A 24625-nucleotide genomic window follows, 5' to 3' on the forward strand; every position below is an offset into this window, starting at 1 on the left:
TCTTCAAGAAGGTAAGGATTGCTATGAGACAGGATTTTGCCGGCAAGGTTGCCGCCATAACCGGGGCTGCGTCCGGAATTGGCCTGGAATGCGCCAGATCGCTATTGAACGAGGGCGCCAGCGTCGCCCTCGTCGACCGGGCCGAAGATAGCCTGAAAAGCCTTTGCGCCGAACTGGGGCCGAACGCCTTTCCCGTCGTCGTCGATCTCTTAAACCCCGAGAGCGTGGCGACGATGATGCCGCAGATTCTCGGCAAGTTCGGCAAGCTCGATATCTTCCATGCCAATGCCGGCGCCTATATCGGCGGCGAGGTCGCGGAAGGCGATCCCGATGCCTGGGACCGGATGCTGGATCTGAATATCAACGCGGCCTTCCGTTCGGTCCGCATGGTGCTGCCGCACATGATCGAGCGCAAGACGGGCGATATTATCATGACCAGTTCGATCGCCGGCTTGGTGCCGGTGGTATGGGAGCCGATCTATACGGCATCCAAGCATGCCGTTCAGGCCTTCACGCATACGGTACGGCGTCAGGTCGCCAAGCACGGCATCCGCGTCGGCGCCGTGGCGCCGGGACCGGTGGTGACGGCGCTGATCAGCGACTGGCCACAGGCTAAACTGGACGAAGCGATTGCCGCAGGCGGCCTGATGGAGGCGACCGAAGTGGCGGAGGCGGTGGTCTTCATGCTATCGAGACCGCGTAACATCGTAATCCGGGATCTGGTGATCCTGCCCTTGAGTACGGATCTCTGATGACGGCACCTTATTTCATCGGCATCGATGTCGGCACGGGCAGTGCCCGGGCCGGCGTTTTCAATGCACATGGTCATCTGCTGGCTGCGGCCAAGCGGCCGATCACCATCTGGCACGGGGCCGGCAGCATTGTTGAGCAGTCAAGCGAGCAGATATGGAAGGCTGTTTGCGACAGCGTCAAAGAGGCTGTCGCCATGGCAAAGATAGCGGCCGGTGATGTCTCAGGCATCGGCTTCGATGCAACCTGCTCGCTGGTCGCGGTCAAGGCGGATGGCAGCCCCGTGGCTGTAGGACCATCGGGCGATGCCCATCGGAACATCATCGTCTGGATGGATCATCGAGCGGCCGGCGAGGCGGCGGAGATCAATGCCGGCGATCATGTCGTCCTGCGCTACGTCGGCGGCCGCATCTCGCCGGAGATGGAGACGCCGAAGCTGCTTTGGTTGAAGCGCAATCTGCCGCAATCCTTCGCCGCAGCGAATCATTTCTTCGATCTCGCCGATTATCTGACCTGGCGCGCGACGGGTTCGCTGCAGAGATCGGTCTGCACGGTGACGTGCAAGTGGACCTATCTGGCTCACGAAAAGCGCTGGGACGCGCAGTATTTCAAGGATATCGGCCTTGGTGAGCTGGCCGACGAAGGCTTTGTGCGGATCGGCACCGAGATCGTCGAGCCGGGTACGGCGCTTGGCGAGGGCTTGAACGAAAGCGCCGCCCGCGATCTTGGCCTTGTCGTTGGTACGCCGGTCGGCGCATCGCTCATCGATGCCCATGCCGGCGGTGTCGGCACGCTTGGCGGGCAGGGACCGGATGGTAAAGCCGATGTCAGGAACAGGCTCGCCTATATCTTCGGCACATCCGCCTGCTCGATGGCATCGAGCGAAGCGGCCATCTTCGTCGATGGCGTTTGGGGACCCTATTATTCGGCCATGGTGCCCGGCCTCTGGCTGACCGAAGGCGGTCAATCCGCTGCCGGTGCCGCGATCGATCACCTCGTTACCATGCATCCGGCATCCGGCGAGGCTCGTCAGAAGGCCGAGGCGGACGGCTTGTCGCTGGTCGCCTGGCTTGATCGACAGGCTATGCAGACGAGCGGCAACGCGTCCGACGCCGTGAAGCTCGCGCAATCCATTCAGGTCGTCCCCGAATTTCTCGGCAACCGCTCACCCTATGCCGATCCCGATGCGCGCGCCATCATCTCCGGCCTCGGGCTGGAAACCGGCATCGACGATCTCATCGCTCTGTACATCGCCGGCCTCTGCGGTATCGGCTATGGCCTCAAGCAATTGCTCGAAAAGCTGGCGAAGGACGGCATCGCCTGCGATCTGATCATCGCCAGCGGTGGTGCTGCCCAGAGCGGATTGGTGCGTCAGCTTCTCGCGGATACGACCGGCAGACCTGTCGCCGTCGCCGATACGGAGGAGCCGGTGCTTCTCGGTGCGGCCATGCTCGGCGCTACGGCTGACGGGCATTGCGGCTCGCTCTTGGAAGCCATGACAACCATGTCGCGACTGGCGAAGAAGTTCGAGCCGGCGGACGGTGCCGTCAAGGCGTTGCATGCACGACGTTACGAAGCTTTCGAACTGCTGCAATCGGCAGATCGGAGCATCCGGGCCTTGATGGCGTCGTAAGTCCGGCGAGAAACGACATTTATTGCTCCAATTCATAAGTCTATACGCGGATGGCCCCCTACCGCTTTGTCAATTGCGGGCTAAATTGCCCTCATGCAGCCGAGCCGTCACGGCTCATCGCAGGAAAGGATAGTCATCATGGATATCACGAGGAACGGTGCGCAGCCCTCCGGCAAAGGCCCTTCGGACTGGTTCACCGGTACAGTCCGCATCGACCCCGTCTTTGCCGCCAATGATGCGCGGCGAGCCGCAGCCAGCAGCGTCACGTTTGAACCCGGCGCAAGAACTGCATGGCATACCCACCCGCGCGGCCAGACCTTGATCGTCACCGCGGGCCTGGGTCTCGTTCAGCGCGAGGGCGGCTCGGTCGAGGAGATCCGCCCCGGGGATATCGTCTGGTTCGAGCCGGGCGAGAAGCACTGGCACGGCGCTTCGCCGACGACAGCCATGACCCACATCGCCATCCAGGAGCATCTCGACGGCAAGGTGGTGGATTGGCTGGAGCATGTGACGGACGAGCAGTATCAGGGGAAATGATTGCGAAGAGGCAAGGTGCCCACAACGTAGGTTGCGATTAGCACCAGCGGTAAGCAGCCCCGGCGTATGTCTGGCAAATGTCGCCATCGCGGCGGTGCTGGCCGTAGGCAGATAAGCGTTCGGTTGCATCGCCGCGTAGTGTCGATGTACAGGCACGAATCGAGGATATCCAATGACCTCTGCTGAACGTCCTATGCCGAGCGAAGCCGGCATCTTGCAGTTCATGGAAATCTGCGATTCCTTCTATCCGCCGGATGCGGTAACGGCCTCCATCGCACAGCAGCGTCAATGGTATGACGCGCTCTGCGCTCGTTTCGATCGCCCTTTACCGGAGGGCATGCAGACGACGGATGGCTTCGTATCCGGAACGATACCCGTCAGGCGTTACAAGCCTGCCAATATCCGCACGGCAACGAAGCTCCTCTATCTCCATGGCGGCGGTTTCGTCGTTGGCTCGCTTGAAAGCCATCATGCCATCTGCGCCGAGATTGCCGATCATGCCGGCGCCGAGCTGATCTCCGTCGATTATCGGTTGGCGCCGGAATATCGCTGGCCGGCCCAAACGGATGATTGCTTCAGTGTTCTCAAGCAAATGTTGGCCGAGAAGAAGTCTGTCGTGCTGATTGGCGATAGTGCCGGCGGCAATCTCGCGGCAGGGCTGGCGGTGCGGGCGCAAACCGAGGGGCTTTCGGGCATTGTCGGCCAGATCTTGATCTATCCCGCACTCGGCGGCGATCTCGTCTCCGGCTCCTATGAAGAAATGGCGGAGGCACCGGGCCTGACAACGGCCGATGTCGCCTATTACCGCACTGTTCTGCAGGCGCCTGAAGGCGATCCGGTCTCAGGGCCGCTCGCCCTATCGTCAATGGCTGGCCTTCCTCCCGCTTTCATTACCGTGGCTCATTATGATCCGTTGCGCGACGACGGCCGCAATTATGCGGCGCGTCTGGCGCAGGCGGGCGTCGAGGTGTGGTTCCGCGAGGAGCAGCAGATGGTGCATGCCTGGCTGCGGGCACGGCATATGAGCGAAGGCGCGCAGGCCGGCTTTGCCGCCATATGCGCGGCGGCAAGCCGATTTGCGGGGTCGCGCTGACCTACATCAGGTCGCGGGCGACGCGCTTCTCCTCGAAGATCTTCCTGAAGATTTCGGTTTCACCCTCATAGGCGACGACCGAGGCGCTGATCACCCAGTCCTTTGCCGTGCAGGAAATGGACGATGTCGCGACCGTGCGGACGAACCAGCCGGGGCGGCTCATGTCGCACGTCCATGTCGAGATACCCGTCATCGACAGCGGGTCATCCGGTGCGATAGACCAGGTTTCCTCGCGCAGCTGCCGGGTGGAAAGGCCTGTGCCGGGATGTTCAGAAAGGCCGGTATCCTCATGGATTTCATAGCGGGTGACGCCGGCTGAGAGATCGCGCACCACCTGCCGCTTCGTCGAGCCCGGCGCATGGTCGATATATTTCGGCAGCGGATCGGGATTGTCGGGCTGCTTGATGTCGATGAGCTCATGGGCGCCGAGCTTGGGCAAAGCAAGGCCGATGGAGGCGATGTCGATCGTCAGCCCCGGATCTTCCGGTGGCGGCAGCACCATCGGCCAATAGGCTGTCGACAGCGACAGGCGGATGCGGTGCCCCTTGCGGAAACGATAGCCGCAGGCATCCAGCGTCACGGTCACCCTGACCTGCTGCCCCTTGTTTAGAGGCTCCGGCGCGGCATTGCCATCGCGATGAGCGAGGTTGAGCACACCAAAGGAAACGCGTGTTGCCGTGCCGTCCGGATGGATGTCGACGAGCCTCGCGCAGAGATTGGCGGTTTCGGCATCGCACCGCAGCGTCAAGGTGACGACGGGGCGGCCGAGATAGTCGTGGTCCTCGATCAGTGGCGCTGTCTGGAAGGTCAGCGACCCGGCATCGTCGGCGCGTTGATCGATTGCCAGTTCCGCGTCCGGCTTCAGGGTGAACCATTCACCCGAAGCTGTGCCAGTGTCGAGCGGCGAACGCAGATAGACGGGATGTTCCGGCGCATGCGGGATCGGCATGCCTTCCATCAGCGTACCGAACTGCTCGACATAGAAACACTGCATCTCCGGCTGCTGCCATTCTTGCTTCGCGATCCAGAAACCCGGGTCGAAGTCGCGGCGTTTGGCGGGCTTTATGGCGTCAAGAATATAGGCGCGCACCGATGGCACGGCCTCGACGCCGTTGGGTTCGCCGCGCAGCCAGTGGTTCCACCAGGCGATAGCCTCTCCGTGGAAATCGACCCGCGGCTTTGGCCAGGCGAAATGCGGATACTTGTGAACCCACGGGCCGATCAGCGCCTTCGCCTTATCGCCCAGCCCTTCGACGGCCAGCAGCGGCGTATTGCGATAGCCGTCAGCCCAGCCGGCGATGACGATGGCGGGAATATCGAAGCCGGCGAAGTCTTCGCAGATGGACCCATGCCGCCAGAAATCGTCACGACGCTGATGCTGGAGCCATTCCTCCATGAAGAAGGGTTCCTGCTCGAGGCGCTGCAGCCACATATCGCGCCAGTCGTCACCGACGATGGCCGGATCTGGCGAGCGCGATTGATAGCCGAGCATTGTCGCCGCCCAGGAAAGCTGGGCGGAGAGGTGGCAGCCGTTCTTGTAGTGGATGTCGTCATTATAGCGGTCGACCGTGGAGGCGATCGAAATCACCGCCTTCAGCGCCGGGGGCTTCAAGGCCGCCACCTGCAGGCAGTTGAAGCCACCCCACGAAATGCCCATCATGCCGACCGAGCCGTTCGACCAGGGTTGCGCTGCGATCCATGCGATCAGCTCGCAGGCATTGGCAAGCTCCAGCTCGGTATATTCGCCATCGATGACGCCGCTGGACTCTCCGGAGCCTCTGATGTCGACACGCACGCCGGCAATGCCGGCTGCGGCGAAGACCGGGTAGGTGGATTCATCACGCGGGCTCGTTCCGTCGCGCTTGCGGTAGGGCAGGAATTCGAAGACCGCCGGCACGGGATCGCTCTCCGCTCCGTCAGGCATCCAGATACGCGCGGCGAGCCGCGTGCCGTCCTTCAAGGTGATCCACTGATTCTCGATGGTGGTGAAGCTGCGCTCAGCCATGATCATATATCCCGAGGAGTTTTAGGCATTAAACCATACACGGCTGCCGATGTAGCCGTTGGACATATCGTTGCCGATGTCGTCGACATATCCCTTCAGCGTTTTTGAAGAGGCCATGATGTAGTCGTTGAAGACCGGCAGGATCAGACCGCCATCGTCTCGCACTATCAGAGCCAGCTGTCGATAAAGCACCTTGCGCTTGGCGTCGTCGAGTTCGGCCCTTGCCTGCAGCACCAGCTTGTCGAAGTCCGGACGCTTGAAACGCGTGTCGTTCCATTCTGCGGTCGAGAGATAGGAGGTGGAATAGCGCGAATCCTGAGTCGGGCGGCCACCCCAGAAGGAGGCGCAGAAAGGCTTGTTGTTCCAGACGTTGGTCCAGTATCCGTCTTCCGGTTCGCGCTTGACGTCGATCGCGATGCCGGCCTTGCGCGCGCTCTGCTGAAACAGGATCGCCGCATCGACAGCGCCCGGAAAGGCTGCATCGGAGGTTAGCAGCTGAATGGGGCGATCAAGACCCGATTTCTTGAAGTGGAAGGCGGCCTTGTCTGGATCATATGGCCGCTGCTCGATATCGGTCGGCGCAAGCGCGTAGTTGGAATTGACCGGATAGTCGTTGCCGATCGTACCGTAGCCGCCCAGAACCTTGTCGAGGATCGACTGGCGGTCGATGGCATATTTCAGCGCGAGACGAAGATCGGCGTTGTCGAAGGGCGCCGTGTCGCAATGCATCAGGAAGCAGTAGAAGCCCTTGCCGGCGTTGCGGAGAATGTCGACGGTCGGTGCCCGCTGCAGCATCGGGACGGTCTTCGGGTCGACATTGTTGACGAAATGAACCTGGCCGGAGGCGAGCGCTGCAATGCGGGCGGTGTTGTCGTTGATGACGAGGATTTCAACGCTGTCGACAAAGCCTCGGTCGGAGCGCCAATCCCTAGGGTTCTTCTCGAAGGTGGCGCGAACGCCCGGCTCAAAGCTTTTCAGAATGTAAGGGCCAGTGCCGACCGCCGCCGGCTTGTCGACGCCACCCTTCGGCTGGATGATCAGGTGATAGTCGGTGAGAAGGAGAGGTAGGTCCGCATTGCCTTCACTTAGCGTCAGGACAAGGTCGCCCGCTTTTTCTTCGATGCCGGTGATGGAGGCCATGAGCCCGAGAGCGCCCGACTGCGAGTTCTTGTCCGCATGCCGCTTCAGCGTCGCGACGATATCGGCGACGGTCATCTTGCTGCCGTCGTGAAATTGCACATCGTTCCTGATCTTGAAGGTCCAGACGGACGCATCAGCCGATGGTGTCCAGGACGTTGCCAGCGACGGCAGGGGTGCGCCGGTCTTGGGATCGGATTCCACGAGCGTATCGCCCCAGAGGCGGCCAATGACGAACAAGACGGAGGCGCTATAGGTCGCCGGATCGAGCGCATCGCTGGTGGCGCCGCCCTTGAGGCCGAGCTTCAGATGGCCACCACGCTTTGCTTCCTGCGCGCGGGCATCGCGCGGCATCAGGAGGCCGGAGGCAAGGGCAGGCAAAACGCCTAACGCTGCGGCACCCCCAAGGAAATGGCGGCGGCCGATTTTCAGCGGCGAAGATTGATCCTTTTCATGCGTCATGACAGTTCCCTCGTTTTGCATTTTGTAGGTGGGAACGTAGAGGCCGGGCTGGGCCACGCAATTTCGCGACTTGACGCATCTTTAAGCGAGTTTACGCTAGTTCATTCCAAGACGGAGTTACAGATGCCTCACCTGGTCGAGAACCTCAAAATTGCCTGCGCAACGCAACGTTCCATTTCGCATCTGTGCCGTGCAATCGATATCAACCGGCAACAATTCAACCGATATATCAATGGTCAGACGCGGCCGTCTGCCCATAATCTCGCGCGTATAGCCAAGTATTTCGATCTCGACGCAGCCGACTTTGGTCTCGCTCCGAGGCTCTTTCGCGAGCGGCTTCGCAAACCGGCCCTGGACCTCAATCAAAGTTCCGAATTGTTAAAGGCGTTCCCCGGAGATCTGATCGCGCTCCGACGCCATATCGGCTATTTCCAGACCTACCATCGCTCACCGTCCTGGCCTGGAATGGTCGTCTGTTCCTGCAGCCGCATTATCGAGCAGGGCGGGCTGGTGCATGTCAAATCGATGGAGCGCCTGCGTGACCCCGGAAACGGCATCCAGCAGTTTTCCAAATATGTGGGTTTGGCAGCCTTCTATCGAAACCGGATCTTCATTACCGAGCGTGTGGTCGGCCCGAATCCCATACTGTCACAGACGATCCTCCTGCCATTCGACGAGTATCAGCGCGTCTACTTGCGCGGAACGACAATGGGCGTTTCCTGGCGAAAGGAAAACCTTCCCTATGCCTCGCGGATGATCTGGCGTCACGTCGGCACTGAGCCGGATCTTCGTGAACTTCTCTCGCGTTGCGGACCTGTGCCGCTATCCTCGCGCAGATTGCCGCCAACGGTGCGCTCGTTCCTCGCCGATCCATCCGCAGAAGTCTATGCGATACCGGCAGAGTATTGAAAACCTCGATTGTCCGCTTCGCCTGCTCATGGCCGTTAGGTCGGGGACGATGCGGCTGGCCAATGGAGAAAGCTCTCAAATGCAAGAAAAAGTTGTGTCTTTACAGAATATATTAAGGGTCCCTTTATAAGATTGCAGTCTATCTCAACGTTGGTGACGCATGCTTTGACATTCGGGGGCGGTTAGATGCTTTTCTCTGCGAGGACGGATGCAGATCCCAGTGCGTGTACCTATGTCAGCGATCTGCTTCGCCGGGAAGCAAAGATTAATTTGGACCGCGATGCCGACATTCCCGATGCCGTTTCAGTCAACCGGGTCTTGAATTTCATCAAGCATTTGTGGAGCGAAACCGGAGAGGAGTTGGATGTCAATGTCTTCTATCGTCATCGCACTCTTGATGCCCTCGGCCTTGCAATTTCCAATCACGAAGATCTCTCAGTCTCGCCGAAAATCATAGAGCTCCGAGGCGGCGAAGGTAGTGCACCCTTGCTGCTATTTGCCGGCGGAGCAAGCTGTTTCCTGGAAATGCAGCAGCTCATCAAGGAAATCCGCTTTCCCGGGCCAATTCTCGGCGTAGCATTGACGGCCTTCAACCGCGATCGTCACCAACCGGCAAGGGTGGAAGACGAGGTTCAAAGCACGCTGAAAGCGTTGCAGGCAGCCGGGATTGAAGGACCCTATCGATTGCTCGGCTATTCTTTCGGCGGTGTTTTTGCCTTGGAGCTTGCGCGTGCGTTGAGGGCACAAGGGCAAAAGATCGCGTTCCTCGGCATGCTCGATACCCCCTTGGGTGAGCAAGAATGGCCGCTGATGACCTGGGGCAGCTTCATGTGGCAACGCTGGAGGCGAGCTCATACCCGAAAGAAGAATCTGAGGAAGACCGATCCTCAACCACGTCGTCAAACATCGGCTCAGGGCAGTAGGCCGATGATCGAGCGACGGGAATTCTTCGCGAAGAAACTGAAGCCACTTTCCTTCCGCTACGCCGACCCCCACACGGCCTATTATCCGGAACTGGCGCCGCAATGGATGGGGGATTATCCGCCACTTTATGATGCGGCCGCCAGACAACTTCTGCGCATGAAGGGCGTTTACAGGCCAAGCCGTTACGACGGCGAACTGACCTTCTACCGCAGCATGCAGGGCTCACCCGTCGACTGCGATCCCAAGACCATATGGGGGCGCTTTCTTACGCACGCGGATTGGGTCGATGTTGCCGGCAACCACCAGAGCATGATCGTCGGCCGCAACGCCGGTACGCTCGCGCGCGAACTCAGCGCGCGCCTTGCGCGCTGAGCCCACGGGATCGAAATAATCCAGCGCTCAATTGCCGGCGCTCTCCATCTTCCGTGTCGTCAGCACGCGCTCCAGCCACCCGATCTCCATTTCCGGCACGGATTTCAGCAGCAAGTCGGTGTAATCGTCGAAGGGCGGCGAAAGCGCTTGCGATTTCGGGCCGAAGCGAACGAGCTTACCGCGATGCATCACTGCGACGCTGTCGGCGATAGCGCGCACGATGGCAATATCGTGGGTAATGAAGACGTAGGAAAGGTGTGCCTCTTCCTGCAGCTTCAAGAGTAGTTTCAGAATGCCTTCGGCAACCAGCGGATCGAGCGCCGAGGTCGGCTCATCGCAAAGAATGAGTTCGGGCTTGGCCGCAAGCGCTCTGGCGATGGCGACGCGCTGTTTCTGGCCGCCGGAAAGCTCGGCCGGGTAACGGTCGATGAAGCCGTTGCCCATCTCGATCTGATCCAGCAGCTCTTTCACGCGCGCCGTCTTTGCCGAGCCACGCAGGCCGTCATAGAAGGTCAGCGGCCGGCCGATGATATCGCGCACGGTCTGGCGCGGGTTCATGGCGGTATCGGCCATCTGATAGATGAGCTGGATCCGCCGCAACTCCTGCCGCGAGCGGTCTTTCAGAGCAGACGTCAACGGCTTGCCGTCAAAGATAATCCGTCCATCGCTCGGCGGCAAAAGGCCGGTAATGACGCGGGCAAGCGTCGATTTTCCGGAACCGGACTCGCCGACCACTGCCAGCGTCTGGCCTTTAGGAACATGCAGAGAAACATCGTGCAATACTTTGAAACCATTGGAGTATTGCGCGCTGATATTCTCGACTTTCAAAAGCGCGCTCGACTGATCGGCGGCTTCGGCTCGTGCCTCCTGGCGGACGTTGACAAGAGCGCGTGTATAATCCTGCCGCGGCTCTTCGATAATCTGCTGGACGCTGCCATATTCCACCGTCTTGCCGTGTCTCAACACCATGATGTCGTCGGAAATCTGGGCGACGACGGCAAGATCGTGGGTGATATAGAGCGCGGCCGTGTGCGTCTCTTCGATGGCGTGCTTTATCGCCGCCAGCACGTCGATCTGCGTGGTGACGTCGAGCGCGGTCGTCGGCTCATCGAAGACGATCAGTTCCGGATTGGAGCAGAGCGCCATGGCGGTCATGGCGCGCTGCAGCTGGCCGCCGGAGACCTGATGCGGGTAGCGCTCGCCGAATGTTTCGGGATTGGGCAGACCAAGCACGCGAAAAAGATAGAGCGCCCGCTTTCTTGCCTCCTCCTTCGTCATCAGGCCGTGTTTCACAGTCGCTTCAATGACCTGATCGCCCAGCCGATGCGCCGGATTGAAGGCGGCTGCTGCCGATTGCGCGACATAACAGACCCGCGCGCCGCGAATCCTGCGGATGCCGGATTTGCCGAGCGGCAGGATGTCTGCGCCATCAAGTAGTACCTGGCCGCCGGTAATTTCCGCACCGCCGCGGCCATAGGCGAGGGCGGAGAGGCCGATGGTGGATTTGCCGGCGCCGGACTCGCCGATCAGCCCGAGCACCTTGCCTTTCTGAAGATCAAAGGAGACGCCGTCGACGATGGTGACGCGCTTCGGCGGCTCGCCGGGTGGATAGCTGGTCGCCTCGATCTTGAGACCGCGAACGGAAAGAAGCTCAGGCATCGCCACGCCCTCCCTTGAGGCTGGAGGTACGCCTTAAGAGCCAGTCGACCACCAGATTGACACAGATAGCGAGTGCCGCGATGGCGGAACCCGGCACGAGGGCGGCGGAAATGCCGAAGATGATGCCATCCTTGTTGTCCTTGACCATGCCGCCCCAGTCGGCCGCCGGCGGCTGGATGCCTAGGCCGAGGAAGGACAGGGTGGAGAGGAACAGGATCGAGAAGGCGAAGCGCAGCCCGAACTCGGCCAGCAACGGCGACAGCGTATTCGGCAAGATTTCGCGGAAGATGATCCAGATCCTGCCTTCGCCGCGAAGCTTGGCGGCTTCCACGAATTCCATGACCGCGACATCGAGTGCTACGGCACGGCCGAGACGATAGACGCGGGTGGAATCGAGGATCGCCATGACGAGGATCAGCACGATCAGGTTCTGCGGCAGAACCGCGAGCACGACCAGCGCGAAGATCAGCGTCGGGATCGACATCATCAGGTCGTTGAAGCGCGAAAAGACTGTGTCGATCCATCCGCGCGAGACGGCGGCGGTAAAGCTGAGGATAATGCCGAGCGAGAAGGAGATGATCGTTGCCGCCAGCGCGACGAAGAGCGTCGTGCGGGTGCCGTAGATCAGACGCGACAGGATATCGCGGCCGAGATTGTCCAGTCCTAAGAAATATTGCGCATCGGCAGGCTGCCAGACATTGCCCACGACTTCCGTCTCGCCGAAAGGGGCGATCCAGGGCGCGAAGATCGCGCAGATGAAGGCAATCAGGATACCGATGATGCCGATCCAGGCGGTGATGGGGATATCTCTTAATCTCATCGCGGATGTCTCAGACGTGGGTTCGCGACGATGGCCAGGATGTCGGCGGTCATGTTGAGGAAGATGTAGACGGCGGCAAAGATCAGACCGCAAGCCTGGACGACAGGCATGTCGCGCACCGTCACCGCATCGACCATGTACTGGCCCATGCCCGGATAGACGAAGACGACTTCGACGACGACGACGCCGACGATGAGATAGGCAAGGTTCAGCGCGACGACGTTGATGATCGGCGCCAGGGCATTGGGGGCTGCGTGCTTGACGATGGCGCGGAAGGCGGAGAGCCCCTTCAGTTCGGCCGTTTCCATGTAGGCCGAAGACATGACGGAAAGGATGGCCGCCCGTGTCATGCGCATCATATGCGCCAGCACGACGAGAACCAGCGTTGCCGTCGGCAGGGCGATTGCCTTCAGCCGCTCGATGAAGCCCATGCCGTCGAAGACCGTCGCCGGAAAGGTCGCGACGCCGAATTTCACGGAAAAGAACATGATGAGGAGATAGCCGATGAAGAATTCCGGCAGCGAGATGGCCGCCAGTGAAATGACATTGATGATCTTGTCGGGCGTCCGGTTGCGGAAATGTACAGCCAACATGCCCAGGCAGACCGCCAGCGGCACCGAGATCACGGCGGCAAAGCCGGCGAGAAACAGGGAATTTCCGAGCCGCTTGCCGATCTGTTCGCCGACGGAATTCTTGCTGGCCCAGGAGGTGCCGAAATCGCCCCTGACGGCATTGCCGAGCCATCCCACATAGCGGGTGACGATAGGCCGGTTGAGGCCGAGCTCCTCGCGGATATTGGCGACGGCCTGCGGCGTTGCCGACTGGCCGAGATAGGTCGTGGCGAAGTCGCCGGGCAGGGCTTCGAGCCCGCCGAAGATCAGGACGGAGACGGCAAACAGCAGGATGATGCTGAGCACGCACCGCTCGATAATGAGGGATAGCAGCGGAAAGCGCTGCTTGAACCTCAACCCGGGCAGAACGGTTCCGGGAGGTGAATTGGACATGGCCGATGCCTCGCACTGAGAGCGGCTCCATGTTTCATGGGAATCGCTAAGCCGCTCAATCTTGTTGTTTTACGCAATTCCGAACGGAAAACAGCTGCGCATTTTCCTAAAATTGCTTGAAACGTCGGGAGGACCGCGAAAGGTTTTCGCGGTCCCGGCTGTGTCAGAGATGAGGGCGTTTTCGCCCAGCTTCGGGCATCAGGCGTCCAGCCAGACGCGGGTCGCCACGTAGCCGTTCGACATGTCGTTGCCGATATCGTGGACGTAGCCCTTCACCTGCTTGGTGGAGGCGTTCACGAAATCGTTGAACATCGGCAGGATGACGCCGCCTTCGTCGCGCACCATCATCGCCATGGTGCGGTAGAGCTCCTTGCGCTTGGCCTCGTCCAGTTCGGAGCGAGCCTGAAGCAGGAGCTTGTCGAAGTCGGGGCGCTTGAAGCGCGTATCGTTCCAATCCGCCGTCGAAAGATAGGCGGTGGAATACATTTGGTCCTGCGTCGGCCGTCCGCCCCAATAGGAGGTGGAGAAGGGCTGAACGTTCCAGACATTCGTCCAGTAGCCATCGCCCGGCTCGCGCTTGACCTCAATGTTGATGCCGGCCTTCTTGCAGCTTTCCTGATAGAGGACGGCTGCATCGACGGCGCCGGGGAAGGCGACTTCGGAGGTGCGCAGCAAGACCGAGCCGCTGTGGCCGGACTTCTTGTAATGGAAGGCGGCCTTGTCGGGATCGTATTTGCGCTGTTCGATGCCTTCAGGGAAGAGCGCATAGGTGCTGTTGATCGGGAAGTCGTTACCGACCTTGCCGTAGCCGCCGAGGATCTTCTTGACCATGGTCTCGCGATCCATGGCGTATTTCAGCGCCAGACGCAGGTCGTTGTTGTCGAATGGCGCCTTGTCGCAATGCATGATGAAGACGTAGTGACCGCGGCCGGCGGTGGCCAGGATCTCGACGTTCGGCGCGCGTTTCAGAAGATCCACGGTCTTCGGGTCGACGCGGTTGATGTAATGGACCTGGCCGGATGAGAGCGCCGCGATGCGGGCTGTGGCATCGTTCATGCAGATGATTTCGATGCTGTCGACGAAACCGCGGTCGGTACGCCAGTCGTCCTTGTTGCGCTCGAACGTGGCGCGCACGCCGGGCTCGAAGCTGACCTGCTTGTAGGGACCGGTGCCGATCGAGGCGAGGGGATCGTCATAGCCTCCATTCGGCTGGATGACGAGGTGATAGTCGGTCAAAAGCAACGGCAAGTCGGCGTTGCCCTCGGTCAGCGTCAGGACGAGATTGTCGCCGTCGGCCTTGATCTCCTTGATCGACTTCACGACGCCGAGCGCGCCCGATTCCGATTTCGCATCGGTATGGCGCTTGAGCGTGGCGACCACGTCGTCGATCGTCAGTTCCTTGCCGTTGTGAAACTTGACGCCCTTGCGGATCTTGAAGGTCCAGGTGGCCGCATCTTTCGACGGCTCCCAGGATTCTGCAAGCGAGGGAACGGCGGCACCCGTCAGCGGATGGGATTCCACCAGCATGTCACCCCAGCAGCGGCCGATGCAGAACATGACCTGCGACAGGAATTTTGCCGGGTCTTTTGAATCGGTTGCAGCGCCGCCTTCAAGGCCAAGTTTCAGATGACCGCCGCGCTTCGGTTCGGCCGCCATTGCACTTTCGGTAAAGAGTTTGTCGGCGAGCGTCAAAGTCACGCCCGCTGCCATTGCGCGTCCCATGAATTCGCGGCGGCTGAGACCGCCCGCGGTGACGCGGCTTGCAAGATATTTCGTATAGTCGTTCATTCCCCTGTTCCTTCTTCTTGCCGTGTTGACAAAGCTATCGAGCAAGCCACCTCAGGTCACGGTTCCTCTTCCGCCTGAAGCCTGTCGCCCGCGAGCATGCGGGAAATTCAGCGGTTGCCGCCGCCTCCTACCTTCCTCTCCAGATGGGGGCTCGCTTCTCGGCAAAAGCCCGTGCGCCTTCCAATTGATCCTCGCTTGAATAGAGGAGGTCGACGGTTACAAACTGCCGTTTGGTGATCTTATTCATGGCAGTCTGAAACGTCGAACCCTCCGCTTCGCGAACGATTTCCTTGATCGCTGCGTAGACCAGGGGCGGTCCGCTTGCCAGCAGGCGAGCGAGTTCCCAGGCCCTGTCCATCAGCCTGTCGGCCGTGACAATCTCGTTGACGAAGCCCCAGCGATGCGCCTCTTCGACATTGAGCCACCGGCCGGTCAGGAGCATGTCCATAGCGATATGGTAGGGGATCCGTTTCGGAAGTTTAATCGACGCCGCATCGGCGACGGTGCCCGAGCGGATCTCGGGCAACGCGAAGGTGGCGTGTGCTGCCGCGATTATGAGATCGGTGGACAGCGCGATTTCCAGCCCGCCGCCGCAACAGATACCGTTGACGGCGCAGATGATCGGCTTGTTGAGGTCGCGCAGTTCCTGCATGCCGCCGAAACCGCCAACCCCATAGTCGCCGTCTACGGCGTCGCCATCAGCCGCAGCCTTCAAATCCCAACCGGCGGAAAAGAATTTCTCGCCGGCACCGGTTACGATGGCGACGCGCAGATCCCGGTTGTCGCGAAAGTCGCGAAAGATCAGCCCCATCTCGCGGCTGGTCGCCAGGTCGATGGCATTCGCCTTGGGCCGGTCGATGATGACCTCGAGGATGCCGTCTTTGGAGCGGGTTCGAATGGGGTCTTGCAACTTCCGCTACCTCCTTCGCCGGATGAGAGCATCCGCAGCAACAACGCCCCGGGATTCTGCTAGGACCATCAATGGATTAATGTCTAGTTCTTCAAGATGTGCGGCGTTCGTTACGACATATTCTGCCGCTGATAGGACGGCGTCGGCTACAATCTCCAGGTTGCTTGCCGCGCCACCGCGATAGCCTTCGATCAATTTGCGAACCTTCAGCCGCGAAATCCGCTCAAGAACCTCGGCTTTCGTTACGGGGAGCGGCAAAACGACGGAATCCTCAAGCAATTCCACGAGGATTCCGCCCGCGCCGACTGTCAGGGTCAAGCCGACGACCGGATCGCGGACAGCGCCGATGATAAGCTCGGCGACAGGGCGCTCGACCATCTTTTCGATGAGGAAGCCACGTGCTACGGAAGCCATGCCTTTCGCCGCGTCCGTGACGGCATTCCTATCCCATAGGTTGAGTTTGACCGCACCGACATCGGACTTGTGCTCGACGCCGAGTGCCTTGAGTGCAACGGGGAAACCGAGTTGCTCTGCGCATTTGGCCGCCTCGCTTGGCGTGGGTGCTGTCTCGCTGCGCGGCCTGGCGAGGCCAAAGGCTGCAAGTTCGGCCTTGGCCTCGGCCTCGCTCAAGGTCTCGATTTCGCCTGCCTCCGTCCGTGTGCTGAGAAGCGGCAATGGTTGCGGTTTCTTCCAGGCACTGGCGATGCCGCTGGCAATATCTGCCGCCGCCAGCGCTTCGCTGATGCCGCAGAGCGGCACGATGCCGGCTTGGATCAATTGCTTAGCGATCGCTTCCGGCATGTTTTCCGGCAACGTCGCCAGAATGCCGGCGCGGGCGCCCGTCTGCGTCGCAGCCGCGGCAACCGCCGCAACAGTAATCATCCAGTCGGCGCCATCACAACGATCCTCGCGCGGGAAGTCGAGAACGAGCAGATTGAGGGCATAGCCGCCGGCGAACATGGCGCTGAAAGCCTCCGTCTGCCGGGCCAGATCGCCCCAGACGAAGGTGTGATAGTCGAGCGGATTGGAGAGCGTCACCATCTGGCCGAGGCTTGCGCGCAGCGCCGGCAGTTGCTTGGGTTTCAGGGCACGAAACTCGATAGTCCGGCCGATGGCGGCATCGGCCATCAGCGATGCCTCGCCGCCTGAACAGCTCATCGAGGAGATCGCATCGCTTTCGAGAGGGCCGGCAACATGCAGGAGTTTCAGCGTTTCGATGAGTTCCGGCAAAGTCGCGACGCGGCCGATGCCGAGACGTTCGAGAACGGCGTCAGCAACTGCGTCGCTGCCGGCAAGCGAGGCTGTATGCGAGACGGCGGCGCGCTGCGCCTGTTCGGATTTTCCAACCTTCAGCGCGACGACGGGCTTCTTCAGTTCACGGGCGCGCATGGCGAGCGCTTCCAGCGCCCTTATATCGCCGAAGCCTTCGATATGCAGGCCGACCGCTGTGACGCGCGGGTCCTCGAGGACTGCTTGGGCAAGGTCCGACAGGCCGGTCTGCGCCTGATTGCCTGCAGTCATCAGGTAGCTGATCGGCAGGCCGCGCCTCTGCATGCTGAGATTGATGGCGATATTGGAAGATTGTGTGAGGATGGCAACGCCGCGCTCGGTTCTGACGATGCCATGCTGATCGGGCCAGAGCAGGGCGCCGTCGAGCCCGTTGATCATGCCGTAGCAGTTCGGCCCGACGATCGGCATGGTGCCTGCCGCCTCGACGAGAGCTTGCTGCAAGTCCGCGCCATCAGCCAGTTCCGCCACGGCCTCGCTGAAGCCGGAAGCGTAGCAGACGGCGCCGCCGGCGCCTCTGGCTGCGAGATCACGAACAATATCGACGGTGAGCGTCCGGTTGACGCCGACGAAGGCGGCGTCCGGCGCGTCCGGCAGTTCGGCGACCGAGCGATAGCAGCCTCGGCCGAGGACGCTTTCCTGTGTCGGATGCACCGGCCAGATCTCGCCGGCGAACCCCATGCGGTCGCATTGCTCGATGACGCGCCGCGCCTCTCTGCCGCCGAAGACGGCGATCGTTCTGGGGCGAATGAGGCGGTCGAGCGAGCGTTGCGTCATGGGCTCATGCTCCGAACGGCCGAAGCAGGTCGCGGCTGATGATGTGGCGCTGTATTTCAGACGTGCCGTCCCAGATGCGCTCGACGCGGGCGTCACGCCAGAAGCGAGCGAGCGGCAGGTCGTCCATCAATCCCATGCCGCCGAAGATCTGGATCGCCTCGTCGGTGACGCGGGCAAGCATTTCCGAGGCATAAAGCTTGGCGGAGGCGATCTCGCGATTGGCTGGCATGCCGGCGTCGAGCTTCCAGGCGGCAGACAGTGTGAGCAGGTCGGCAGCGTCGATCTCGGTGATCATGTCCGCGAGTTTGAACGATACACCCTGGTTGGAGCCGATCGGCTTGCCGAATTGTCTGCGCTCGGCCGCATAGGGCAGGGCGAGATCGAAGACGCGGCGAGCCCGGCCGACGCAGGTGGCGGCAACCGTCAGGCGCGTCCCGTAGAGCCATTGATTGGCAAGATCGAAACCGCGATGCACCTCGCCGAGCACCTGCGATTTCGGCAGGCGGCAGTCGGTGAAATTCAGAATGGAATTGTGATAGCCGCGATGGGAAACCGAGTCATAGCCCTTCAGGATGTCAAAGCCCGGCGTGCCGCGATCGACCAGGAAGGCGGTGATTTTCTTCTTGACTCCACGGTGGGTGTCTTCCTCGCCGGTTGCGGCAAAGACGATAACGAAATCGGCGACATCGGCGTGCGAAATGAAGTGCTTCGTGCCGTTCAGCACGAAGTCGCCGCCATCCTGCCGTGCTGCGCATTTCATGCCGCGCATGTCGGAGCCGGCATCCGGCTCGGTGATCGCGAGCGCATCGATTTTCTCGCCACGCACCGCCGGCAGGAGATAGCGCTCTCTCTGCTCGCCCTCGCAGGCCATCAGAATACCGGAAGGGCGGCCGAAGAAGACGGTGAGTCCCATCGAGCCGCGGCCAAGCTCACGTTCGACGAGCGTGAAGGTGACATGATCGAGCCCGGCGCCACCCATCTCTTCAGGGAAATTGCAGGCATAGAAGCCGAGTTCGATACATTTGCGTCGGATCTCGTCTCCGATTTCAGGCGGCACGATGCCGGTGCGCTCGACCTCGTTTTCGTGCGGATAGATCTCCGTCTCGACGAAGTCCCTGACCGTCTTGACGATCATTTCCTGTTCTTCGCTGAGCCCGAAATTCACGATCGCTTCCTCCTAGCGTTTTTGTCCCACATGACGGCCGGCTCCCTCCGGCATGATCAAGGCTGCGTGCGCGGCAGAAAGCGGCCTGAGCTTCACCAGCACCTCCTCCGGTGCGGCCGTGGCTCTGCCTGCTTTCGCGTCGACATGCAGCAGCATTTGTTCTGCGGTGGCGATCACGTCGCCGCTGGCGCTATCGTGCAGCGCATGGAAGACATGCAACCGCTTTTCGTCGGATGTGAGGATCTGCGCCGTCGAATGAATGGCCTGTCCGAGCTTGGCCTCGCCGAGATGGCGGATATGGGTTTCCACCGTGTAGTAGCTATGACCGCGTTCCACATAATCGAGATCGACGCCGATCAGCCGCAGCAGAGCATCCGACGTGTCGCCGAAGACCTGCAGGTAGCGATGCTCGGTCATGTGGCCGTTATAGTCGACCCATGCGGGGCTGACCTTGGTGTCGATCAGGCGCAGCGGCTTTGAGATGTCCAGGCCTTGCTTCTCGCCGCCGCCCGCGGCCCAAAGCTGCTGTTCGAAATCCTTCAGCAGCTTGCCGGCGCCCCAGCCCTTGCCGCCATGGCTTCCCTTCAGGCTTTGAAGGATGCCGACGAGGTTCTCGTCGCGGATACGCTCGAGTTCGCGGATCGACAGGCCATCCGCTTGATCGTCCGACTGCTGACCGATCTTTTCGACAAGGGCATCGTCGAGATCGACGACATCCATCAGTTTCGTCCAGTTCCATTGCAGGGCAGGGCCGAACTGCGCCAGGAAGTGACGCATGCCCGCTTCACCGCCGGCGATACGATAGGTCTGGAACAGGCCCATCTGTGCCCAGCGCAGGCCGAAGGAGTAACGGATGACATCATCAAGCGTCTCGACGGTGCAGATATCGTCCTTGATCAGCCACAGCGCCTCGCGCCAGAGCGCTTCCAGCAGGCGGTCGCCGACGAAAGCCTCGATCTCCTTGGCGATATGAACGCCCTTCATGCCGATAGGCGGCAAGCGCTCCATTGCCGCCTGGATGGTCGCGGCGCTGGTCTTTTCGCCGCCGACGATCTCGACGAGCGGCAGCAGATAGACGGGGTTATACGGGTGGGCGACGAACAAGCGCTCGGGGTGGCGCATGTCGCGCTGCAAATCGGTCGGCAGAAGGCCGGAGGTGGATGAACCGATCAGAGCATCGGGCTTTGCGGCTGCATCGATCTGCGTCAGCACATTGCGCTTGAGATCCAGCCGCTCGGGCACGCTTTCCTGGATCCAGTCGGCGCCAGCGACGGCGGCTTGCAGCGTGTCCCTGAATGTGAGCTTGCCGCGCGGCGGAAGCGGAGCGCCGGTCAGCATCGCATAGGCTTTTTCCGCATTAGCCAGAACTTCGCCGACGATGCGTTTCGCCTCCGGATGCGGGTCGTAGACATCGACATCGATGCCAGCCAGCAGGAAGCGAGCGATCCATCCGCCGCCAATGACACCGCCGCCGATGCAGGCCGCCTTGTTGATCTTCGTCATCGGGGCCTCAGCGCTTCGTCAGTTTCAGCTTCTTGCGGACATCTTCGGGGCCGATAATGCGGGCGCCCATGCCTTCGACCACCTGCACTGCCTTTTCGACGAGCTGCGCATTGGTTGCGAGCATGCCCTTGCCGGCATAGAGATTGTCTTCCAGCCCGACGCGGACATTGCCGCCGGCAAGGATCGCCGCCGCCGGATAGGCCATGGCGTTGCGACCGATGGAAAAGGCCGAGAAGGTCCAGCTTTTGGGAACGTTATTGACCATCGCCATAAAGGTGTTGAGGTCATCGGGTGCCCCCCAGGGGATACCCATGCAGAGCTGGATGAGAACCGGGTCCTCGATCAAGCCCTCCTCGGCAAGCTGCTTGGCAAACCAGAGGTGACCGGTATCGAAGGCCTCGATTTCGGGGCGCACGCCGAGATCGGTCATCTTCTTCGCCATGGCCCTAAGCATCGAGGGCGTGTTGGTCATAACGTAGTCGCCAAGATTGAAATTCATCGTGCCGCAGTCAAGCGTGCAGATTTCCGGCAGGCATTCGGCAACGTGGCTGACGCGCTCGGTGGCGCCTGCCATGTCGGTACCCCTATCATTCAGCGGCAGAGGGCTCTCGACATCGCCGAAAATCAAGTCGCCGCCCATGCCGGCGGTCAGGTTCAGCACGACATCGACGTCGGCCGAACGGATACGGTCGGTGACTTCCCTGTAGAGCTCGTTGCGGCGGCTGGCAGCGCCCGTTTCCGGATCACGGACGTGGCAATGAACCACTGCCGCCCCAGCCTTGGCGGCATCGATCGCGGAGTCGGCGATCTGCTTGGGAGTGATCGGAACATGGCTGGATTTGGAAACCGTGTCGCCGGCGCCGGTTACGGCACAGGTGATGAAGACATCGCGATTCATCGCAAGAGGCATCTTTTGTTCTCCCTCGTTTTGAGGACATTACGCGCCATGAGACGTCTACATGCTTTGCATTATCGGAAGCATATAATACAGTTTCGGAACTCTTGAAGGATTGCTGAATGCTGACATTGGCCAATGAGACGCTCGATATCGACCTCCTGATCCTTCCCGAGACGAACCTGATCCTGATCGCGTCGGTGATCGAACCCTTGCGCGGGGCCAACCGCATTTCCGGAGCCGAGCTTTATCGCTGGCGGCTTTTCACGCCGGACGGCTCTCCCGCTGAGACGACGAGCCTTATTCCGGTGCCTGCCTGCTCCAGCTTTCGCCCGACATCGGATGTGACACCGCTTTTCGTGCTTGCCAGCTACAATTGGCGGCGCAGCGCCACGCAAGCGCTGAAAATGCAATTGTCGCAAACCGCCCGTCACCGCTCGATGGTTGCCGGCATCGAGTCCGGCACCTGGCTGCTGGCCGAAGCAAGTTTGTTGGACAATGTCTCCGCTGCCGTTCACTGGGAGGACTACGACGATTTCGCGCTTTCCTATCCGCAGGTGCATGCGGTCAGGGATCGCTATGTGATCGACGGCAAGCGGATCACCACGGCCGGCTCCCTGCCGACGGTCGATCTGATGCTGGAGATCATCCGGCGACGGCAAGGCTATTCGCTAGCACTCGAGGTCAGCCGCCTTTTCATCTACGAGCCAGCGAGCATACCGAGCGCGGCAGAACTTTCACCATCGACGGCCGGTCTGCGTATGCGCGATCCGCGAGTTGCCCAAGCCATCCGTCTGATGGAGGACCATATCGAGCAGCCGCTGGTTCTCGCGCGTCTAGCGCGCCGTGTCGGCGTCAGTGCACGCCATCTGCAGGCCCTTTTCCAGGAGAGCATCGGCGCGCCGCCGCATGTGCATTATCTGGCGTTGAGGCTCAACGCGGCGCGGCGCAAGGTTATCGAGACGAAGGCTTCTTTCGCGGAGATCGCCGCCGCGACCGGCTTCAATTCGGCATCGGCCTTTTCCCGCAGCTATCGTGCCAGCTTTTCCGAAAGCCCGTCCGGCACACGACGTCGGCTACGGCGCCGCACTACGCCTGCAGGAGAGCCGACATAGGCCGGAAAGCCTCGCGCACCATTTCTGCCAGTTCCCGGATCGCTTCGCTCGAATGATAGGGGTTGCGGCGAAGCACCACGCGTGACGAATCGACAGGCGGGAAACCGTCGTCGCTCGTCAATTCGCGGCAGCCATGCGGAATGTTGCTGCGCGACAGCGTCGTCACGGCGAGGCCAGCGGAGACAGCATTCTTCAAGCCGGAACTCGTGTCGGCGATGAAGGCGATGCGATAGACGCGGCCCTGCTGCTCCAGCGAGCGCAAGGCGAAATCACGCGCCCATGTCGAGTTCCTATACGTAGCAACAGGCAGCGGCACGGCATCATGCAGGCGATGCACCATCGATGTCACCCAGACCGTGGGGTCGATGCAGAGAACTTCACCCTTGTTCTGGTTGCTCCAATCGAAGACTACGGCGAGGTCCAGTTCGTCTTTCTCGAGAGCGGCCAGATTATGCGCCGTGTAATCGCAGGAGACAGTGACTTCGACGGCCGGGTGCCTGATAGCGAAGGCGGCCAGTGCTGCCGGCAACACAGTCTGGCTGTATTCCTCCGGAATGCCGATCCGGACCGGTCCGTCGAGCGGCTTGGTGCGGATATTCGCGGCCGCCTCGTTCAGAAGTTCGATCACGCGCTGCGCATAGGGAAGCAATTGAGTGCCGGCGCGGGTCAGGACGGCCCCGCGGGCGCTTCTTTCGAAGAGCGTTTCGCCGATCGTATCCTCGAGCCGCTTGATCTGGGCGCTGACGGCCGATTGCGTGCGGCCGATTCTTTGAGCGGCCGTGGAAAAATTGGACGTCTCGGTGATGATGAGGAACGTCCGCAGAAGGTCGCTCTCAATGGGGTCGCGCATTGGGGTCACAAATATTTCTGATAGCTACTATCTCTACTATTCGTTTGCCTGATGTCAAATATCGGCGCACACAGAGGCGTTCCTTCTGCTTCGTTCCTCGAGTCCATACATGACATTCCAGCTTCCAACCCGCTCCGCTCTTGCCAGCGATTATGAGAGGGGCGTCGTACTCGTGGCAACGGCAATGCTGGCGTGGAGCTGCAGCGGCACCTACGCCCGCCTGCTAACCACGGACATATGGACGGCGATCGCCTGGCGGTCGCTGTTCGGCGGCCTGTTTCTGCTGATTCCCAGCTTTTTCCTCGAAGGCGGGTTTTCAAGGCGGCAATGGGCATCGATCTTTCATCCTGCGGGGCTGGCTATGCTGGTCTGCCAGACGATCAGCCAGGCCTGCTTCATTGGCGCGCTCTATATGACGACGGTCGCCAATGTGACCATGATCTACGCGACCGCGCCGTTCATCGCCGCGTTTCTCAGCTGGACCATGCTGAAGGAGCGGGTCGCGAAGCGGACCTTGATCGCTGGCGGCATCTGCCTCATCGGCGTGGCGGTCATCGTTGCCTCATCGATCGGCGGCGGTACGGGCATCGGCGATCTGCTGGCGCTCGGCATGACAGTCACCTTCGCCCTCATCATCGTCATCCCACGCATGGATCCGAGCATTCCGATCCTGCCGTCGAGTGTCGTCAGCGGGCTTTTGACATTTGTCGTCTTCGTGCCCTTTGCGTCGACGAGCTCAGTGGATGTTCAAAATTGGCTTCTGCTCGCGGCTTTCGGCGCAACAAATTTCGCGCTCGCCTTCGTCCTTTTCCTGTTCGGATCAAGGAAGATGCCCGCCGCCGACGCCGCTCTCATCAGTTCGATGGAAATCGTGCTGACGCCCTTTTGGGTCTGGCTCTTCTTCTCGGAGATGCCACCGGTTGCCACTTTCATCGGCGGAGCGATCATCTTCGCGACGATCGTTTGGCATACTGCGATAGACCTGCGGCATAGCCGCCGCCGTCGAGCACCTATCAATGCGCTATAGCCA

At 60.8% G+C, this 24625-nt stretch carries 20 protein-coding genes; 8 read left to right on the top strand and 12 right to left on the bottom strand.

Annotation, left to right across the window (positions count from 1 at the left end; translation table 11 throughout):
• Positions 1-23: 23 nt before the first annotated feature.
• The 4 genes from FHX05_RS18090 (at position 24) to FHX05_RS18105 (ending at position 4013) form a co-directional block, all read left to right on the top strand.
• Positions 24-752, top strand: a complete 729-nt coding sequence (locus FHX05_RS18090) for an SDR family oxidoreductase (RefSeq protein ID WP_112398570.1) — start codon at positions 24-26, stop codon at positions 750-752.
• Positions 752-2383 (top strand): FGGY-family carbohydrate kinase, encoded by a 1632-nt coding sequence (locus FHX05_RS18095; protein WP_183873450.1) that lies wholly within the window; start codon positions 752-754, stop codon positions 2381-2383. The genes FHX05_RS18090 and FHX05_RS18095 overlap by 1 nt, the downstream gene beginning before the upstream one ends.
• Positions 2384-2521: 138 nt before the next feature.
• Positions 2522-2920, top strand: coding sequence for a cupin domain-containing protein (locus FHX05_RS18100; RefSeq protein ID WP_183873452.1), 399 nt, complete (start codon positions 2522-2524; stop codon positions 2918-2920).
• Between the two features lie 172 nt (positions 2921-3092).
• Positions 3093-4013, top strand: coding sequence for an alpha/beta hydrolase (locus FHX05_RS18105; RefSeq protein WP_183873454.1), 921 nt, complete (start codon positions 3093-3095; stop codon positions 4011-4013).
• A gap of 1 nt (position 4014) precedes the next feature.
• Here FHX05_RS18105 and FHX05_RS18110 read toward each other — a convergent pair whose 3' ends face one another.
• On the bottom strand, positions 4015-6018 hold the full coding sequence (locus FHX05_RS18110) for a CocE/NonD family hydrolase (RefSeq protein WP_183873456.1): 2004 nt from the start codon (positions 6016-6018) through the stop codon (positions 4015-4017).
• 21 nt (positions 6019-6039) lie between these two features.
• Positions 6040-7617, bottom strand: a complete 1578-nt coding sequence (locus tag FHX05_RS18115; protein WP_183873459.1) for an ABC transporter substrate-binding protein — start codon at positions 7615-7617, stop codon at positions 6040-6042.
• Between the two features lie 123 nt (positions 7618-7740).
• Between FHX05_RS18115 and FHX05_RS18120 the strand changes: the two genes are divergently transcribed.
• Positions 7741-8526 (top strand): helix-turn-helix transcriptional regulator, encoded by a 786-nt coding sequence (locus FHX05_RS18120; protein ID WP_112603726.1) that lies wholly within the window; start codon positions 7741-7743, stop codon positions 8524-8526.
• A 186-nt stretch (positions 8527-8712) separates the two neighbouring features.
• Positions 8713-9822 carry a thioesterase domain-containing protein gene (locus tag FHX05_RS18125; RefSeq protein WP_183873461.1) on the top strand — a complete coding sequence of 370 codons (1110 nt, stop codon included), beginning with the start codon at positions 8713-8715 and terminating at the stop codon, positions 9820-9822.
• A 27-nt stretch (positions 9823-9849) separates the two neighbouring features.
• Here the strand turns inward: FHX05_RS18125 and FHX05_RS18130 are convergent, their stop codons facing one another.
• From FHX05_RS18130 to FHX05_RS18170, 9 genes are all read right to left on the bottom strand, one after another.
• Positions 9850-11481, bottom strand: coding sequence for an ABC transporter ATP-binding protein (locus FHX05_RS18130; RefSeq protein ID WP_183873463.1), 1632 nt, complete (start codon positions 11479-11481; stop codon positions 9850-9852).
• A complete protein-coding gene (locus FHX05_RS18135) occupies positions 11474-12301 on the bottom strand; it encodes an ABC transporter permease (RefSeq protein ID WP_183873465.1) in 828 nt (275 codons plus the stop codon). Before FHX05_RS18135 ends, FHX05_RS18130 begins: the two co-directional genes overlap by 8 nt.
• A complete protein-coding gene (locus FHX05_RS18140) occupies positions 12298-13305 on the bottom strand; it encodes an ABC transporter permease (RefSeq protein WP_183873467.1) in 1008 nt (335 codons plus the stop codon). The genes FHX05_RS18135 and FHX05_RS18140 overlap by 4 nt, the downstream gene beginning before the upstream one ends.
• Before the next feature lie 198 nt (positions 13306-13503).
• A complete protein-coding gene (locus tag FHX05_RS18145) occupies positions 13504-15093 on the bottom strand; it encodes an ABC transporter substrate-binding protein (RefSeq protein WP_112337206.1) in 1590 nt (529 codons plus the stop codon).
• A 127-nt stretch (positions 15094-15220) separates the two neighbouring features.
• Positions 15221-16003 carry a carnitinyl-CoA dehydratase gene (locus FHX05_RS18150; protein WP_183873468.1) on the bottom strand — a complete coding sequence of 261 codons (783 nt, stop codon included), beginning with the start codon at positions 16001-16003 and terminating at the stop codon, positions 15221-15223.
• Positions 16004-16009: 6 nt separating this feature from the next.
• Positions 16010-18067, bottom strand: coding sequence for an acetate--CoA ligase family protein (locus FHX05_RS18155; RefSeq protein WP_183873470.1), 2058 nt, complete (start codon positions 18065-18067; stop codon positions 16010-16012).
• Between the two features lie 4 nt (positions 18068-18071).
• Positions 18072-19232 (bottom strand): acyl-CoA dehydrogenase family protein, encoded by a 1161-nt coding sequence (locus FHX05_RS18160; protein ID WP_183873472.1) that lies wholly within the window; start codon positions 19230-19232, stop codon positions 18072-18074.
• Between the two features lie 12 nt (positions 19233-19244).
• On the bottom strand, positions 19245-20735 hold the full coding sequence (locus tag FHX05_RS18165) for a carnitine 3-dehydrogenase (protein ID WP_183873474.1): 1491 nt from the start codon (positions 20733-20735) through the stop codon (positions 19245-19247).
• Positions 20736-20742: 7 nt separating this feature from the next.
• Positions 20743-21645, bottom strand: coding sequence for a 3-keto-5-aminohexanoate cleavage protein (locus FHX05_RS18170; RefSeq protein ID WP_112603707.1), 903 nt, complete (start codon positions 21643-21645; stop codon positions 20743-20745).
• A 107-nt stretch (positions 21646-21752) separates the two neighbouring features.
• Here FHX05_RS18170 and FHX05_RS18175 point away from each other — a divergent pair, with 107 nt between their 5' ends.
• On the top strand, positions 21753-22745 hold the full coding sequence (locus FHX05_RS18175; protein WP_183873476.1) for a GlxA family transcriptional regulator: 993 nt from the start codon (positions 21753-21755) through the stop codon (positions 22743-22745).
• Here the strand turns inward: FHX05_RS18175 and FHX05_RS18180 are convergent.
• Positions 22720-23595, bottom strand: coding sequence for a LysR substrate-binding domain-containing protein (locus FHX05_RS18180; protein ID WP_183873478.1), 876 nt, complete (start codon positions 23593-23595; stop codon positions 22720-22722). The two genes, FHX05_RS18175 and FHX05_RS18180, sit on opposite strands and share 26 nt — an antisense overlap.
• Positions 23596-23704: 109 nt before the next feature.
• Here FHX05_RS18180 and FHX05_RS18185 point away from each other — a divergent pair, with 109 nt between their 5' ends.
• The gene (locus FHX05_RS18185) at positions 23705-24622 is read left to right on the top strand and encodes a DMT family transporter (RefSeq protein WP_183873480.1); all 918 of its coding nucleotides are present in this window, start codon (positions 23705-23707) and stop codon (positions 24620-24622) included.
• Positions 24623-24625 lie beyond the last annotated feature (3 nt).

It is taken from the genome of Rhizobium sp. BK491 (assembly GCF_014194925.1).
In the GTDB taxonomy this organism is placed as follows: Bacteria; Pseudomonadota; Alphaproteobacteria; order Rhizobiales; family Rhizobiaceae; genus Rhizobium.